14 protein-coding genes are annotated in these 17,519 nt (G+C 55.5%); 9 read left to right on the top strand and 5 right to left on the bottom strand.

The window, feature by feature from the left end:
* Positions 1-235 precede the first annotated feature (235 nt).
* From secE to N7V53_RS21930, 9 genes are all read left to right on the top strand, one after another.
* Positions 236-619, top strand: coding sequence for a preprotein translocase subunit SecE (secE, locus tag N7V53_RS21970; protein ID WP_003033128.1), 384 nt, complete (start codon positions 236-238; stop codon positions 617-619).
* Between the two features lies 1 nt (position 620).
* Positions 621-1,166, top strand: coding sequence for a transcription termination/antitermination protein NusG (gene nusG, locus N7V53_RS21965; protein ID WP_006816549.1), 546 nt, complete (start codon positions 621-623; stop codon positions 1,164-1,166).
* Positions 1,167-1,307: 141 nt separating this feature from the next.
* Positions 1,308-1,736, top strand: coding sequence for a 50S ribosomal protein L11 (rplK, locus tag N7V53_RS21960; RefSeq protein WP_054804427.1), 429 nt, complete (start codon positions 1,308-1,310; stop codon positions 1,734-1,736).
* Positions 1,737-1,739: 3 nt separating this feature from the next.
* Positions 1,740-2,444 carry a 50S ribosomal protein L1 gene (rplA, locus tag N7V53_RS21955; RefSeq protein ID WP_023479399.1) on the top strand — a complete coding sequence of 235 codons (705 nt, stop codon included), beginning with the start codon at positions 1,740-1,742 and terminating at the stop codon, positions 2,442-2,444.
* 298 nt (positions 2,445-2,742) lie between these two features.
* The gene (gene rplJ, locus N7V53_RS21950) at positions 2,743-3,240 is read left to right on the top strand and encodes a 50S ribosomal protein L10 (protein WP_007704673.1); all 498 of its coding nucleotides are present in this window, start codon (positions 2,743-2,745) and stop codon (positions 3,238-3,240) included.
* 66 nt (positions 3,241-3,306) lie between these two features.
* Entirely contained in the window at positions 3,307-3,675 is a 369-nt protein-coding gene (rplL, locus tag N7V53_RS21945; RefSeq protein WP_023479395.1) for a 50S ribosomal protein L7/L12, read from the top strand.
* A 321-nt stretch (positions 3,676-3,996) separates the two neighbouring features.
* Entirely contained in the window at positions 3,997-8,025 is a 4,029-nt protein-coding gene (rpoB, locus tag N7V53_RS21940) for a DNA-directed RNA polymerase subunit beta (protein ID WP_279794943.1), read from the top strand.
* A 76-nt stretch (positions 8,026-8,101) separates the two neighbouring features.
* On the top strand, positions 8,102-12,325 hold the full coding sequence (gene rpoC, locus N7V53_RS21935) for a DNA-directed RNA polymerase subunit beta' (protein WP_023479382.1): 4,224 nt from the start codon (positions 8,102-8,104) through the stop codon (positions 12,323-12,325).
* Between the two features lie 142 nt (positions 12,326-12,467).
* The gene (locus N7V53_RS21930; RefSeq protein WP_279794942.1) at positions 12,468-13,529 is read left to right on the top strand and encodes an alpha/beta fold hydrolase; all 1,062 of its coding nucleotides are present in this window, start codon (positions 12,468-12,470) and stop codon (positions 13,527-13,529) included.
* Here N7V53_RS21930 and N7V53_RS21925 read toward each other — a convergent pair.
* From N7V53_RS21925 to thiG, 5 genes are all read right to left on the bottom strand, one after another.
* Positions 13,459-14,496, bottom strand: coding sequence for a helix-turn-helix domain-containing protein (locus N7V53_RS21925; RefSeq protein ID WP_279794941.1), 1,038 nt, complete (start codon positions 14,494-14,496; stop codon positions 13,459-13,461). The two genes, N7V53_RS21930 and N7V53_RS21925, sit on opposite strands and share 71 nt — an antisense overlap.
* A gap of 136 nt (positions 14,497-14,632) precedes the next feature.
* Complete coding sequence (locus N7V53_RS21920) at positions 14,633-14,950, bottom strand: PTS lactose/cellobiose transporter subunit IIA (protein WP_124970758.1); 318 nt, start codon at positions 14,948-14,950, stop codon at positions 14,633-14,635.
* Positions 14,951-14,954: 4 nt separating this feature from the next.
* A complete protein-coding gene (locus N7V53_RS21915) occupies positions 14,955-15,260 on the bottom strand; it encodes a PTS sugar transporter subunit IIB (protein WP_023479403.1) in 306 nt (101 codons plus the stop codon).
* Positions 15,261-15,596: 336 nt separating this feature from the next.
* Complete coding sequence (gene thiH / locus N7V53_RS21910) at positions 15,597-16,751, bottom strand: 2-iminoacetate synthase ThiH (protein ID WP_279794940.1); 1,155 nt, start codon at positions 16,749-16,751, stop codon at positions 15,597-15,599.
* Positions 16,748-17,518: a thiazole synthase gene (thiG, locus tag N7V53_RS21905; protein ID WP_279794939.1), complete on the bottom strand. Its 771-nt coding sequence runs from the start codon at positions 17,516-17,518 to the stop codon at positions 16,748-16,750. The genes thiH and thiG overlap by 4 nt, the downstream gene beginning before the upstream one ends.
* Position 17,519: the final 1 nt, after the last annotated feature.

The following is a 17,519-nucleotide window of genomic DNA, read 5'->3' as shown; positions in this document are numbered from 1 at the left end:
CAGCTAATCGCTGATAACATTTGACGCAATGCGCAAGAAAAGGGCATCATTTGATGCCCTTTTTGTACGCTTTCGATCCAGAACCTGGCTCATCAGTGATTTTTTTGTCCATAATCATTGCTGAGACAGGCTCTGAAGAGGGCGTGAGTCCGAAACTCGCCAGAGCATTTCGGTTTGGTTGCCTCGCTTATGCGGGGCAAAAATGTTTGTCTGAATTCTTGTGACAGGTTGGTTTATGAGTGCGAATACCGAAGCTCAAGGGAGCGGGCGCGGCCTGGAAGCGATGAAGTGGGTTGTTGTTGCAGTACTGCTGCTCGTGGCTATCGTTGGCAACTATCTTTATCGTGACATGATGCTGCCGCTCCGCGCGCTGGCAGTTGTAATTCTGATTGCTGCAGCAGGTGGTGTCGCGCTGTTGACGACGAAGGGAAAAGCGACCGTTGCTTTTGCCCGTGAAGCGAGAACCGAAGTACGTAAAGTGATTTGGCCCACTCGTCAGGAAACATTGCACACCACGTTGATTGTGGCTGCGGTCACCGCAGTTATGTCACTGATCCTGTGGGGGCTGGATGGTATTCTGGTCCGCCTGGTTTCCTTTATCACTGGCCTGAGGTTCTGAGATGTCTGAAGCTCCTAAAAAGCGCTGGTACGTCGTTCAGGCGTTTTCCGGTTTTGAAGGCCGCGTAGCAACTTCGCTGCGCGAGCATATCAAATTACACAACATGGAAGAGTTGTTTGGCGAAGTTATGGTGCCGACCGAAGAAGTGGTCGAAATCCGTGGCGGCCAGCGTCGCAAAAGCGAACGCAAATTCTTCCCGGGCTACGTACTTGTCCAGATGGTAATGAACGACGCCAGCTGGCACCTGGTGCGCAGCGTTCCGCGCGTAATGGGCTTCATCGGTGGTACCTCCGATCGTCCGGCGCCGATTAGCGACAAAGAAGTGGATGCGATCATGAACCGCCTGCAGCAGGTTGGTGATAAGCCGCGTCCGAAAACGCTGTTCGAGCCGGGTGAAATGGTCCGCGTTAGCGATGGTCCGTTTGCCGACTTTAACGGTGTGGTTGAAGAGGTGGACTACGAGAAGTCCCGCCTGAAAGTTTCCGTCTCTATCTTCGGTCGTGCGACCCCGGTAGAGCTGGACTTCAGCCAGGTCGAAAAAGCCTAAATAATCGGCGATCAAACGTTGCACAGGGCGCGAAATTGACATACAATTTCGCGCCTTTTGTTTTTACGGGTTCTGAACCGGTAAAACAGTTTTAACCACGGGGAGCCTTTCGGGGCGCTATACCCAAACGAGGAAATTTCAATGGCTAAGAAAGTCCAGGCCTACGTCAAGCTGCAGGTTGCAGCTGGCATGGCAAACCCGAGCCCACCGGTTGGTCCGGCTCTGGGTCAGCAGGGTGTTAACATCATGGAATTCTGCAAAGCGTTCAACGCAAAAACAGAATCCATGGAAAAAGGTCTGCCGATTCCGGTTGTTATTACCGTTTACGCTGACCGTTCCTTCACTTTCATTACCAAAACGCCTCCGGCAGCAGTTCTGCTGAAGAAAGCGGCTGGTATCAAGTCTGGTTCCGGCAAGCCGAACAAAGACAAAGTGGGCACCATCTCCCGCGCTCAGCTGCAGGAAATCGCTCAGACTAAAGCCGCGGACATGACCGGTTCTGACATTGAAGCGATGACTCGCTCAATCGAAGGTACTGCGCGTTCCATGGGCCTGGTAGTGGAGGATTAAGAAATGGCTAAACTGACCAAGCGTATGCGCGTGATCCGTGACAAAGTTGATGCGACCAAACAGTACGACATCAACGAAGCCATTGCTCTGCTGAAAGAGCTGGCCACTGCTAAATTCGTAGAAAGCGTAGACGTTGCCGTTAACCTCGGCATCGACGCACGTAAATCTGACCAGAACGTACGTGGTGCAACTGTACTGCCGCACGGTACTGGCCGTTCTGTTCGCGTAGCCGTATTTGCCCAGGGCCCGAACGCTGAAGCTGCTAAAGCAGCTGGCGCTGAGCTGGTAGGTATGGAAGATCTGGCTGACCAGATCAAAAAAGGTGAAATGAACTTTGACGTTGTTATTGCTTCCCCGGATGCAATGCGCGTTGTTGGCCAGCTGGGCCAGGTTCTGGGCCCGCGCGGCCTGATGCCGAACCCGAAAGTTGGTACTGTAACGCCGAACGTTGCTGAAGCGGTTAAAAACGCTAAAGCGGGTCAGGTTCGTTACCGTAACGACAAAAACGGCATCATCCACACCACCATCGGTAAAGTGGACTTTGACGCTGACAAACTGAAAGAAAACCTGGAGTCTCTGCTGGTTGCGCTGAAAAAAGCAAAACCGTCTCAGGCGAAAGGCGTGTACATCAAGAAAGTTAGCATCTCCACCACCATGGGTGCTGGTGTTGCGGTAGACCAGGCTGGTCTGAACGCAGCGGCGAACTAATATTCGCCTTTACGTGGGTGGCGGATTTGTCTACAATCTTCCCCCGCGTTTTGCTCGCGTAAGCTAGCAAACAAACAGATTTGTTCGTTGGAGCCTGGCCTATCCAGGCCTCCGTCGAAGACCGCAGGTGTTTCGCAAGAGACTTAATTCCCTGCGTAGACGGTGACAGAACCTGAAGAATATTTTTTAAGTACTCTTTGGCTTGTTTCTGCTCACCGTATTAAGACGCTCTTTTCGTTGAAAAGAGTGAAGTGAGTTCCAGGGCATGAGCCCTGGCAAACATCCAGGAGCAAAGCTAATGGCTTTAAATCTTCAAGACAAACAAGCGATTGTTGCTGAAGTCAGCGAAGTAGCCAAAGGCGCGCTGTCTGCGGTTGTTGCGGATTCCCGTGGCGTTACCGTAGATAAAATGACCGAACTGCGTAAAGCAGGTCGCGAAGCCGGCGTTTACATGCGTGTTGTTCGCAACACCCTGCTGCGCCGTGTTGTTGAAGGTACTCAGTTCGAGTGCCTGAAAGACGCGTTCGTTGGTCCGACCCTGATTGCATATTCTATGGAACACCCGGGCGCTGCTGCTCGTCTGTTCAAAGATTTCGCGAAAGCGAATGCAAAATTTGAGGTCAAAGCCGCTGCCTTTGAAGGTGAGTTGATCCCGGCGTCCCAGATCGATCGCCTGGCAACCCTGCCGACCTACGAAGAAGCAATTGCACGCCTGATGGCAACCATGAAAGAAGCCTCTGCTGGCAAACTGGTTCGTACTCTGGCTGCTGTACGCGATGCGAAAGAAGCTGCTTAATCGCAGTTTTCTCTATAACGCATTCGCTTACGTATAAACTTATTCTGATATTCAGGAACAATTTAAATGTCTATCACTAAAGATCAAATCATTGAAGCAGTTTCCGCTATGTCCGTAATGGACGTTGTTGAACTGATCTCTGCAATGGAAGAAAAATTCGGTGTTTCTGCTGCTGCCGCTGTAGCTGTTGCTGCTGGCCCGGCTGCTGAAGCTGCTGAAGAGAAAACTGAATTCGACGTTATTCTGAAAGCTGTTGGCGCTAACAAAGTTGCTGTTATCAAAGCAGTACGTGGCGCAACTGGCCTGGGTCTGAAAGAAGCTAAAGACCTGGTAGAATCTGCTCCGGCCGCTCTGAAAGAAGGCGTGAGCAAAGATGACGCTGAAGCTCTGAAAAAATCTCTGGAAGAAGCTGGCGCTGAAGTTGAAGTTAAATAAGCCAACCCTTCCGGTTGCAGCCTGAGAAATCAGGCTGATGGCTGGTGACTTTTTGGTCACCAGCCTTTTTGCGCTGTAGAAGGCGCTGGTAGTGTTTCACACTGTTTGACTACCTGTTGCCTTTTCAATGCTTGTTTCTATCGACGACTTAATATACTGCGACAGTCGCTCGGCGCTGTGTAAATCGCAATGAAATGATTTAAGCGTGATAGCAACAAGCATTGCGGAAAGTGCTCCACTTTCCGGTCAAAAAAATAGTGTTGCACAAACTGTCCTTTCCCTGGGCAGATGGGTCGACTTGTCAGCGAGCTGAGGAACCCTATGGTTTACTCCTATACCGAGAAAAAACGTATTCGTAAGGATTTTGGTAAACGTCCACAAGTACTGGATGTTCCCTATCTCCTTTCTATCCAGCTTGACTCGTTCCAGAAGTTCATCGAGCAAGATCCTGAAGGCCAGTACGGGCTCGAAGCGGCATTCCGCTCCGTGTTCCCGATCAAGAGCTACAGCGGCAATTCGGAACTGCAATACGTCAGCTACCGTCTTGGCGAACCCGTATTTGACGTTAAAGAGTGTCAAATCCGTGGTGTGACGTACTCCGCCCCGCTGCGCGTAAAACTGCGTCTGGTGATCTACGAGCGCGAAGCGCCGGAAGGCACCGTAAAAGACATTAAAGAACAAGAAGTCTACATGGGCGAAATTCCGCTCATGACCGACAACGGTACCTTTGTTATCAACGGTACTGAGCGTGTTATCGTTTCTCAGCTGCACCGTAGCCCGGGCGTCTTCTTTGACAGCGACAAGGGTAAAACCCACTCTTCCGGTAAAGTGCTCTATAACGCACGTATCATCCCTTACCGTGGGTCCTGGCTGGACTTTGAGTTCGATCCGAAAGACAACCTGTTCGTTCGTATCGACCGTCGTCGTAAGCTGCCGGCAACCATCATTCTGCGCGCGCTGAACTACACCACTGAACAGATCCTTGACCTGTTCTTTGAGAAAGTGGTCTTTGAGATCCGCGACAACAAGCTGCAGATGGAACTGGTACCGGAACGCCTGCGTGGCGAAACCGCCTCCTTCGATATCGAAGCCAACGGCAAAATGTATGTTGAGAAAGGCCGCCGCATCACCGCGCGCCACATTCGTCAGCTGGAAAAAGACGAAATCCAACATATTGAAGTGCCGGTTGAGTACATCGCAGGCAAAGTTGCGGCGAGAGACTACGTTGACGAATCCACTGGCGAGCTGATCTGCCCGGCTAACATGGAGCTGTCGCTCGATCTGCTGGCTAAACTGAGCCAGGCCGGTCACAAACGTATCGAAACGCTGTTCACCAACGATCTGGATCACGGCCCGTACATCTCTGAAACCGTACGCGTCGACCCAACTAACGATCGTCTGAGCGCGCTGGTAGAAATCTACCGCATGATGCGCCCGGGTGAGCCGCCGACTCGCGAAGCGGCTGAAAGCCTCTTCGAAAACCTGTTCTTCTCCGAAGACCGCTATGACCTTTCTGCGGTAGGCCGCATGAAGTTCAACCGTTCTCTGCTGCGCGACAACATTGAAGGTTCCGGTATCCTGAGCAACGACGACATCATCGAAGTGATGAAGAAGCTCATCGGTATCCGTAACGGCATCGGTGAAGTGGATGATATCGACCACCTCGGCAACCGTCGTATCCGTTCCGTAGGCGAAATGGCGGAAAACCAATTCCGCGTTGGCCTGGTGCGTGTAGAGCGTGCGGTGAAAGAGCGTCTCTCTCTGGGCGATCTGGATACCCTGATGCCGCAGGACATGATCAACGCCAAGCCGATTTCGGCGGCGGTGAAAGAGTTCTTCGGTTCCAGCCAGCTCTCCCAGTTTATGGATCAGAACAACCCGCTGTCTGAGATTACGCACAAACGTCGTATCTCTGCACTTGGCCCGGGCGGTCTGACCCGTGAGCGCGCAGGCTTTGAAGTTCGAGACGTACACCCGACTCACTACGGTCGCGTATGTCCAATCGAAACGCCTGAAGGTCCGAACATCGGTCTGATCAACTCCCTGTCCGTCTATGCACAGACTAACGAATACGGCTTCCTCGAAACGCCGTACCGTAAAGTGACTGACGGCGTGGTGACTGACGAGATCCATTACCTCTCTGCAATTGAAGAGGGTAACTACGTTATCGCTCAGGCGAACACCAACCTGACGGAAGAAGGGCGTTTTGCAGAAGATCTGGTAACGTGCCGCAGCAAAGGCGAATCAAGCCTCTTCAGCGCAGACCAGGTTGACTACATGGACGTATCCACCCAGCAGGTGGTTTCCGTCGGTGCATCCCTGATCCCGTTCCTGGAACACGATGACGCCAACCGTGCATTGATGGGTGCGAACATGCAACGTCAGGCGGTTCCGACTCTGCGCGCTGATAAGCCGCTGGTTGGTACCGGTATGGAACGTGCTGTTGCCGTTGACTCCGGCGTAACTGCCGTTGCGAAACGTGGCGGTACCGTTCAGTACGTGGATGCTTCCCGTATCGTTATCAAAGTTAACGAAGACGAGATGTACCCGGGCGAAGCAGGTATCGACATCTACAACCTGACCAAATACACCCGTTCTAACCAGAACACCTGTATCAACCAGATGCCGTGTGTTTACCTGGGTGAGCCGATTGAGCGCGGCGACGTGCTGGCAGATGGTCCGTCCACCGACCTCGGTGAACTGGCGCTCGGTCAGAACATGCGCGTAGCGTTCATGCCGTGGAACGGTTACAACTTCGAAGACTCCATCCTCGTCTCCGAGCGTGTGGTTCAGGAAGATCGTTTCACCACTATTCACATCCAGGAACTGGCTTGTGTGTCCCGTGACACCAAACTGGGGCCGGAAGAGATCACCGCTGACATCCCGAACGTGGGTGAAGCTGCGCTCTCCAAACTGGATGAATCCGGTATCGTTTACATCGGTGCAGAAGTGACCGGCGGCGACATTCTGGTTGGTAAGGTAACGCCGAAAGGTGAAACCCAGCTGACGCCAGAAGAGAAACTGCTGCGCGCGATCTTCGGTGAGAAAGCGTCTGACGTTAAAGACTCTTCTCTGCGCGTACCAAACGGTGTTTCCGGTACGGTTATCGACGTTCAGGTCTTCACCCGCGATGGCGTGGAAAAAGACAAACGTGCGCTGGAAATCGAAGAGATGCAGCTCAAACAGGCGAAGAAAGACCTGTCTGAAGAACTGCAGATCCTCGAAGCTGGCCTGTTCAGCCGTATCCACTCCGTGCTGGTATCCGGTGGCGTTGAAGCTGAGAAGCTCGACAAACTGCCGCGCGACCGCTGGCTGGAACTCGGCCTGACCGACGAAGCGAAACAGAATCAGCTGGAACAGCTGGCTGAGCAGTACGACGAACTGAAACACGAGTTCGAGAAAAAACTCGAAGCGAAACGCCGTAAGATCACTCAGGGCGACGATCTGGCACCGGGCGTGCTGAAGATTGTTAAGGTTTATCTGGCCGTTAAACGTCAGATCCAGCCTGGTGATAAGATGGCAGGTCGTCACGGTAACAAGGGTGTTATCTCCAAGATCAACCCGATCGAAGATATGCCATACGATGAAAACGGCACGCCGGTAGACATCGTACTGAACCCGCTGGGCGTACCGTCTCGTATGAACATCGGTCAGATCCTTGAAACCCACCTGGGTATGGCTGCGAAAGGTATTGGCGACAAGATTAACGCCATGCTGAAACAGCAGCAGGAAGTCGCGAAACTGCGCGAGTTCATCCAGCGTGCATACGATCTGGGCGCTGATGTTCGTCAGAAAGTCGACCTGAGCACCTTCAGCGATGACGAAGTGCTGCGTCTGGCTGAAAACCTGCGTAAAGGCATGCCGATCGCAACGCCGGTCTTCGACGGTGCGAAAGAGTCTGAAATCAAGGAACTGTTACAGCTGGGTGGCCTGCCGACTTCCGGTCAGATCACACTGTTCGACGGTCGTACCGGTGAGCAGTTCGAGCGCCAGGTTACCGTTGGCTACATGTACATGCTGAAACTGAACCACCTGGTTGATGACAAAATGCATGCGCGTTCCACCGGTTCCTACAGCCTGGTTACTCAGCAGCCGCTGGGTGGTAAGGCGCAGTTCGGTGGTCAGCGCTTCGGGGAGATGGAAGTGTGGGCGCTGGAAGCATATGGCGCGGCATACACCCTGCAGGAAATGCTCACCGTTAAGTCTGATGACGTGAATGGTCGTACCAAGATGTATAAGAACATCGTGGACGGCAACCATCAGATGGAACCGGGGATGCCAGAGTCCTTCAACGTACTGTTGAAAGAGATTCGTTCGCTGGGTATCAACATCGAGCTGGAAGACGAGTAACTCTCGCTCAAACAGGTCACTGGTGCCGGGGTAACACCCGGCACCAGATTGTGCTAACTCCGACGGGAGCAAATCCGTGAAAGACTTATTAAAGTTTCTGAAAGCGCAAACTAAAACCGAAGAGTTTGATGCGATCAAAATTGCTCTGGCTTCGCCAGACATGATCCGTTCATGGTCTTTTGGTGAAGTTAAGAAGCCAGAAACCATCAACTACCGTACGTTCAAACCTGAGCGTGACGGCCTTTTCTGTGCGCGTATTTTCGGGCCAGTAAAAGATTACGAGTGCCTGTGCGGTAAGTACAAGCGCCTGAAACACCGCGGTGTGATCTGTGAGAAGTGCGGCGTTGAAGTGACCCAGACCAAAGTGCGTCGTGAGCGCATGGGCCACATCGAACTGGCTTCCCCGACCGCGCACATCTGGTTCCTGAAATCACTGCCGTCCCGTATCGGTCTGCTGCTGGATATGCCGCTGCGTGATATCGAACGCGTTCTCTACTTCGAATCCTATGTGGTTATCGAAGGTGGGATGACCAACCTGGAACGTAACCAGATTCTGACTGAAGAGCAGTATCTGGACGCGCTGGAAGAGTTCGGTGACGAATTTGACGCGAAGATGGGCGCCGAAGCGATCCAGGCCCTGCTGAAAAGCATGGATCTGGAGCAAGAGTGCGAACAGCTGCGCGAAGAGCTGAACGAAACCAACTCCGAAACCAAACGTAAGAAGCTGACCAAGCGTATCAAGCTGCTGGAAGCGTTCGTACAGTCTGGTAACAAGCCGGAGTGGATGATCCTGACCGTTCTGCCAGTGCTGCCGCCGGACCTGCGTCCGCTGGTTCCGCTGGACGGTGGTCGTTTCGCAACGTCGGATCTGAACGATCTGTACCGTCGCGTGATCAACCGTAACAACCGTCTGAAACGTCTGCTGGATCTGGCGGCGCCGGACATCATCGTACGCAACGAAAAACGTATGCTGCAGGAAGCGGTCGACGCCCTGCTGGATAACGGCCGTCGCGGTCGTGCGATCACCGGTTCCAACAAGCGTCCGCTGAAATCTTTGGCCGATATGATCAAAGGTAAGCAGGGTCGTTTCCGTCAGAACCTGCTCGGTAAGCGTGTTGACTACTCCGGTCGTTCTGTAATCACCGTAGGTCCATACCTGCGTCTGCATCAGTGCGGTCTGCCGAAGAAAATGGCGCTGGAGCTGTTCAAACCGTTCATTTACGGCAAGCTGGAACTGCGTGGCCTCGCCACCACCATCAAAGCCGCGAAGAAAATGGTTGAGCGCGAAGAAGCTGTCGTTTGGGATATCCTGGACGAAGTTATCCGCGAACACCCGGTACTGCTGAACCGTGCACCAACACTGCACCGTCTGGGTATCCAGGCGTTTGAACCGGTACTGATCGAAGGTAAAGCGATCCAGCTGCACCCGCTGGTTTGTGCGGCATACAACGCCGACTTCGATGGTGACCAGATGGCTGTTCACGTACCGCTGACGCTGGAAGCCCAGCTGGAAGCGCGTGCGCTGATGATGTCTACCAACAACATCCTGTCTCCGGCGAACGGCGAACCAATCATCGTTCCGTCTCAGGACGTTGTACTGGGTCTGTACTACATGACCCGTGACTGTGTTAACGCCAAAGGCGAAGGCATGGTGCTGACTGGCCCGAAAGAAGCTGAGCGTATTTACCGCGCTGGCCTGGCCTCTCTGCATGCGCGCGTTAAAGTGCGTATCACCGAATATGAAAAAGATGCTAACGGCGAGTTCGTTGCGACCACCAGCCTGAAAGACACGACCGTTGGCCGTGCCATTTTGTGGATGATCGTACCGAAAGGTCTGCCTTTCTCCATCGTCAACCAGGCGCTGGGCAAGAAAGCGATCTCCAAAATGCTGAACACCTGTTACCGCATTCTGGGTCTGAAGCCGACCGTTATCTTCGCTGACCAGACGATGTACACCGGCTTTGCTTATGCAGCGCGTTCAGGTGCATCCGTTGGTATCGATGACATGGTCATCCCGGAGAAGAAACACGAGATCATCTCTGAAGCGGAAGCCGAAGTTGCTGAGATCCAGGAGCAGTTCCAGTCTGGTCTGGTAACCGCGGGCGAACGCTATAACAAAGTTATCGATATTTGGGCCGCGGCGAACGATCGCGTATCCAAAGCGATGATGGATAACCTGCAGACTGAAACCGTTATTAACCGTGACGGCGTTGAAGAGCAGCAGGTTTCCTTTAACAGCATCTACATGATGGCCGACTCCGGTGCGCGTGGTTCTGCAGCCCAGATTCGTCAGCTTGCTGGTATGCGTGGTCTGATGGCGAAGCCGGATGGCTCCATCATCGAAACGCCGATCACCGCGAACTTCCGTGAAGGTCTGAACGTACTCCAGTACTTCATCTCCACGCACGGTGCGCGTAAAGGTCTGGCGGATACCGCACTGAAAACCGCGAACTCCGGTTACCTGACCCGTCGTCTGGTTGACGTGGCACAGGATCTGGTTGTAACCGAAGACGATTGTGGCACCCTCGAAGGGATCACCATGACGCCGGTTATCGAAGGTGGCGACGTTAAAGAGCCGCTGCGCGATCGCGTTCTGGGTCGTGTGACCGCTGAAGACATTCTGAAGCCGGGCACCGCAGACATTCTGGTTCCGCGCAACACGCTGCTGCACGAACAGTGGTGTGACCTGCTGGAAGCGAACTCTGTCGACTCCGTTAAAGTGCGTTCCGTTGTATCCTGCGACACCGACTTTGGTGTGTGCGCCCACTGCTATGGTCGTGACCTGGCGCGTGGCCACATCATCAACAAAGGTGAAGCAATCGGCGTTATCGCAGCACAGTCCATCGGTGAGCCGGGTACACAGCTGACGATGCGTACGTTCCACATCGGTGGTGCGGCATCGCGTGCGGCTGCTGAATCCAGCATCCAGGTGAAAAACAAAGGTAGCATCCGTCTGAGCAATGCGAAGTCGGTTGTTAACTCCAGCGGTAAGCTGGTGGTCACCTCCCGTAACACTGAGCTGAAACTGATCGACGAATTCGGTCGTACCAAAGAGAGCTATAAAGTGCCTTACGGTGCGGTGATGGCGAAGGGTGATGGCGAGCAGGTTGCTGGCGGCGAAACCGTTGCAAACTGGGATCCGCACACCATGCCGGTAATCACCGAAGTGGCTGGTTTCATCCGCTTCACCGACATGATCGATGGTCAGACGATTACCCGCCAGACCGACGAACTGACCGGTCTCTCTTCGCTGGTGGTTCTGGACTCTGCAGAGCGTACCGCTGGCGGTAAAGACCTGCGTCCGGCACTGAAAATCGTTGATGCCAATGGCAACGACGTACTGATCCCAGGCACCGATATGCCTGCCCAGTACTTCCTGCCGGGTAAAGCGATTGTTCAGCTGGAAGATGGCGTACAGATCAGCTCCGGTGACACCCTGGCACGTATTCCGCAGGAATCCGGCGGTACCAAGGATATTACCGGTGGTCTGCCGCGCGTTGCGGATCTGTTCGAAGCACGTCGTCCGAAAGAGCCGGCAATCCTGGCTGAAATCAGCGGTATCATCTCCTTCGGTAAAGAGACCAAAGGGAAACGCCGTCTGGTGATCACGCCGGTTGACGGTAGCGATCCGTACGAAGAGATGATCCCGAAATGGCGTCAGCTCAACGTGTTTGAAGGTGAACGTGTAGAACGTGGTGACGTGGTTTCCGACGGTCCGGAAGCACCGCACGACATTCTGCGTCTTCGTGGCGTACACGCGGTAACGCGTTATATCACCAACGAAGTACAGGACGTTTACCGTCTGCAGGGCGTTAAGATCAACGATAAGCACATCGAAGTTATCGTTCGTCAGATGCTGCGTAAAGCCACCATCGTGAACGCGGGCAGCTCCGAGTTCCTGGAAGGCGAGCAGGTTGAATACTCTCGCGTCAAGATTGCTAACCGCGATCTCGAATCGAACGGCAAAATCAGTGCAACCTATGCACGCGATCTGCTGGGTATCACCAAAGCGTCTCTGGCGACCGAGTCCTTCATCTCCGCGGCATCGTTCCAGGAGACAACTCGTGTGCTTACCGAAGCAGCCGTTGCAGGCAAACGCGACGAACTGCGCGGTCTGAAAGAGAACGTTATCGTGGGTCGTCTGATCCCGGCCGGTACCGGTTATGCGTACCACCAGGATCGTATGCGCCGTCGCGCCGCTGGCGAACTGCCGGCAGCACCGCAGGTAACTGCGGAAGACGCGTCCGCGAGCCTTGCAGAACTGCTGAACGCAGGTCTGGGTGGTTCCGACAACGAGTAATCGTTTCTCGTCCTAAAAACCCGCTTCGGCGGGTTTTTTTATGCCCGAAATCCGCTAAACCGGTCCTCGATCGCGTTTCAGGACGCCCGCCGCACAAGGGACGGGCACACTCAGCGTTCTGTTAACCCATCAGGAACGCATGATGTCCTTACGCACAGTGATTCTCTCTTTTACACTCCTTCTGAGCGGCATAACCCATGCCGACACCGCCTTCCGCCAGCTGCATCTGCAAGAGGATAAAGCCCGCCCGCTCGATGTCGCCGTCTGGTATCCCACTACACAAACCGGCACCCCGGAAACGGTGGGTGACAACCCGGTTTTTGTCGGCACACCGGCACTGCGTAACGCACAGCCCGCAACCGGCAAACATCCCTTATTGCTGCTCTCACACGGGTACGGCGGCAACTGGCGCAACCTGAACTGGCTGGCGCAACGCATGGCGGCGCAGGGGTATATCGTCGCCGCGCCCGATCATCCGGGCACCACCACCCGCAATAAAGCGCAGCAGGATGCCTGGCAGCTCTGGCAGCGGCCACGTGATTTGCGCCGCGTAATGAATGACCTGATTGGCGATCCTGCTATTGCTGGCCTGGTAGACACCCGGCGCATCGCCGCGATCGGCCACTCGCTGGGGGGCTGGACGGTAATGGAGCTGGCAGGTGCGCGCTTCGATGCCGGACGTTTCCAGACGGATTGTAAAAGCCATCCCGTGCTGGCGGGCTGTAAGCTGATCCCGACCTTCGGCATCAATCGTCCTGAGGCATCCGCGCCGTTGATGGAGAGCCAGCGCGAGCCGCTGATCAAAGCCGTTGTTTCGCTGGATTTGGGGCTGGCGCGCGGTTTCACGCCGGAGAGCCTCGCGCAACTGAATGTGCCGGTGCTGATCCTCTCCGCGCAGGCCGACAGCGATGAGTTACCTGCCCGGCTGGAGTCCGGCTATCTGCAACACTACATTCCGGCTGCAAAGCAGCAGTCACAAAGCGTTACGGGCGCAACCCACTTCAGCTTTATGCAGCTCTGCAAGCCTGGCGCGAAAGCATTGATTGAGGCGCAGGATCCGGGCGAAGGGATTGTGTGTGAGGATGGCGGTGCGCTAAGCCGGGCTGACATTCATCAGCGGCTTAGCGACAAGATCACGGCTTTTCTGCAGCAGGCGCTGGATTACCCACCGCGCGGCGAAACTCCGTCGGGCTCACGCCGCTGATACGCACAAACTCGCGGTTGAAGTTGGATTTGGTGGCAAAGCCAGCGTCCAGCATGATGCTGGTGACGGGCGCGTCGGTGGTGAGCAGCAGGTGTTGGGCGTAGTGAATGCGAAAGCCGTTAATCCACTGTGAGACGTTGCAACCGCGCACCGCATTGACGGCGCGTGAAATCTGGCGAGCCGGGATCACCCATTTTCTCGCCAGCAGATCGAGCGTCAGGTCGCTATTGAGAAACAGCTGCTGTTCAGTAAGGCGCGCCTCCAGCTTTTCGCAGAGCGTCAGCAGATCGCTGTCCACCTCCACGCTTGGTACGTCGGCTGGCGGTATGAGCGGTGTTTCATCAGCGGCGGGGATTTTCTTGCCGCTGTAGAGAATGGCGAGGCAGATAAACGGCAGCAGTATCGCCTGCGAGAGGGCGACGAGGCGCGGTGCCTGCAAGCCGTCATACCAGGCGAAGTCGAGCATAATCGCCAGATCGGTCAGGCCGCTAAAGCAGAGAAACGCCCCGGCGAGAAAGGCCATTACCGGGGTGCTGTGCGCATCCGTTAACCGCGTCAGGATAAAGGCATCCGCGCCGCGATAAGCGGTCCAAATTAGTGCGCCGCCGTAACCGATGTAGAGCAGCATCAGAACAAAGTCGGTAGAGATTGGCGCAATCAGGTTCAGCGCCAGCGCGCTGGCAGGTGGCAGCAGTGAGGCAAGGCGTTCAGAGGTACGGCTTTGATCGGTGGCGCGGGCAAAACAGCGCCATGCCAGCGGTGGCAGCGCAATTGCCAGCATCGACTGTAGTTGTCGGAAGATCAGCGCATCAAATTGCCAGCGCAGCGCCGTCATCAGCACCAGCAGCGCGCAGCCGGTGATAAAGGTGGCGAGGGTGCGATAGCCGGAAGGGCGTTGCAGCCAGACCTTTGCCAGCAGCATCAGCAGCAGGGAGAGGGTATAAAACGGAACGGGAATGGCGGGCATCAGGCACCTGCGGCGGTGATTACGATTGGCGAATGCCATGTTGTGCCATAAAACGGCGCGGAAAACACCTCACCGTTTTGGCAGCAATAAAAAACGCCCGGTAAAGCGGGCGTCTAAACAGGTGCTGAAGCGAATATTACCCGCGCGGCGGAAGCCTGCGGTAGATCTCAATCAGGTCGTCGGCCAGATCCTGGATGACCATCGCGTTCATCAGGTGGTCCTGCGAATGAACGGTAATCAGGTTGACCGGCAGTTTGCCGGTGCCTTCGTCCAGGCCGATTAGCTGGGTCTGGATCTTATGCGCCGCTTTAACAAATTCGCGTGACTCCTCCATCGCTTTTTCCGCGTCGTCGAAATCGCCTTTGCGCGCCATCTGCAGCGCGGTCAGTGCCTGGCTGCGCGCCGCACCGGCGTTGACCAGCAGTTCCATAATGATGGTTTCTAACTCTTCCACGCGCTCACTCCAGCAGCTTAAGGGCTTTTTCCAGTACGACATCGCCTTTCATCATGCCGTAATCCATCATATCGATCACCGCCACCTTCTTGCCCAGCGGCTCGGCCTGCGCCTGCAGTTTTGCCTGCTCATACTTCACCTGCGGCCCCAGCAACACGATATCTGCCGTTGCAATCTCATCTTTAAAGTCCGCAACAGGAACCGCTTTGATAGTGACCTCGACGCCTTTCTTTTGCGCCGCGTCTTTCATTCGTTGCACCAACATGCTGGTGGACATACCTGCTGCACAGCATAGAACGATGTTTTTCATAGTCAGCCTCGGTGTTGATGGGATAATTGATAATTATCCGTCGGCGTTGACTTCAACAACCGCTTTACGGTGATTGTGTGTCTGGCATCACAAAGAAAGGGCAGCGAATGTGAAACCGGTTACAACCTGACATTACTTCGTTTCACTCCTTGCATCAGCACCGCAGGCCACGCTGTTTTCCAGCGCGATAAGCAGCGTACGTGCCGAAGGGGGGCGGAGCGGGAGAGGGGAACGGCGCCCGCTCCGGTCAGTGTACGCTGACGAAGCAAGGTTGCCGTAGCGGGCGCTTTCGTGCCAGCGCCCGAATTTCACTTTACGTAACAGGCCGAAAGAAAATTAACCGTTTATCAGCGTATTACTCTTTTTTTGCGGCACACGTCCCAGCCAGCTATCCCAGTCTTTCCACACCGGTTGCAGCCCGCGGGCGATCAGCGCATCGGCGACCGCCTGCGGGCGACGTCCATCATGGGGCGAGAACTGCTCCAGCTCCGGGTGATCGTCGGCATAGCCGCCGGGCTGCGTTTTAGAAAACGCACTGACATTGTTGATAGCGAGCGGGATAACATGATCGCGAAAGTGCGGCGATTCCCGCGTCGACAACGACAGCTCGGTATCCGGTGCCAGCAGGCGAAATGCACAAATGGTCTGCACCAGTTGTTTCTCGTCCATGATTGACGCCGGTTCGATCCCGCCCGCGCAGGGGCGCAGGCGAGGAAACGACACCGAGTAGCGGCTCTGCCAGTAGTGTTGCTGTAACCAGAGCAGATGTTCCGCCACCATATAGCAGTCGACGCGCCAGCTATCGGATAACCCCATCAGCGCGCCAAGGCCGATCTTGTCGATCCCCGCACGGCCAAGACGATCCGGTGTCTCCAGCCGCCAGAAAAAGTCCTGCTTTTTGCCCCGCAGATGATGCCGGGCATATTGCGCCTCATGGTAGGTCTCCTGGTAGACCATCACGCCATCCAGCCCGAGCCCTTTTAGCTCGCGATACTCCTCTTCGGAGAGCGGCTGCACTTCCATCTGCAATGAGGCGAACTGGCGGCGAATAGCAGGGAAATGGCGGCGAAAATAGTCCATACCCACTTTTCCCTGATGCTCGCCGGTGACCAATAGCAGATGCTCAAACCCCAGTTCACGCAGGGCAGAACACTCGCGGGCGATCTCCTCCCCATCCAGCGTTTTGCGCTTCAAATGGTTGCTCATGGAGAAACCGCAATAGGTGCAGTCATTGGCGCAGAGATTCGACAGATAGAGCGGGACATAAAAACTGACGGTGTTGCCAAAGCGCTGGCGGGTCAGGCGCTGCGCTTTCTGCGCCAGAAGCTCCAGCAGCTCGCTAGCCGCCGGGGAGAGCAGGGCCATCATATCGTCGCGGGTCACTTGCCGGGCGTTAAGCGCGCGCTCGACGTCGGCGGTGGTCTTGCTGTGAATACGCAGGCGGATATCATCCCAGTTCAGTTGCCGCCAGCGGTCGGTAAAGGTGTTCATTGCAACGTCTCCAGAAAGCCGGTCAGCGGGCTGGTGGCCGCGGCGTAATGTTGGCGAGCGCCCGGTACGGCGCGGCGCGCCAGCGCCCCGGCTTCCACCGCCAGGCGAAACGCGCGCGCCATGGCGACCGGATCGTCCGCGACGGCGATGGCGGTATTGACCAGCACCGCGTCCGCGCCCATCTCCAGCGCCAGTGCGGCGTGGCTTGGCGCGCCGATGCCGGCATCCACCACCACCGGAACAGTGGCCTGCTCAATGATGATCTCCAGCATGGCGCGGGTCTCCAGCCCCTGATTCGAGCCAATCGGCGCGCCGAGCGGCATCACCGCGGCGCATCCCACCTCTTCCAGCCGTTTGCATAACACCGGATCTGCGCCGCAGTAGGGCAGCACCACAAACCCGCTCTGCACCAGCTTCTCCGCCGCGCGCAGGGTTTCGATAGGATCCGGCAGCAGCCAGCGCGCATCGGGGTGGATCTCCAGCTTCAGCCAGTGTGTGCCCAACGCTTCCCGCGCCAGCTGGGCGGCAAAGATCGCCTCTTCGGCATTTTTCGCGCCGGAGGTGTTCGGCAATAGTGTGACGCCTGCGTCAATCAGCGGCTGCAAAATGGCGTCATTGCGCTGGCGTAAATCGACCCGCTTCATTGCCAGCGTCACCAGCTCGCTGCCCGCCGCCTGAATCGACTCCACCATCAGCTGCGGCGTGGCGAATTTCCCCGTGCCAGTAAAGAGGCGTGAGGAAAAAGTTTTATCTGCAATACGTAACATC

It is taken from the genome of Kosakonia sp. HypNH10 (assembly GCF_029850615.1).
GTDB lineage: Bacteria > Pseudomonadota > Gammaproteobacteria > Enterobacterales > Enterobacteriaceae > Kosakonia > Kosakonia cowanii.
This window is presented reverse-complemented; position numbering and strand designations above follow the sequence as displayed.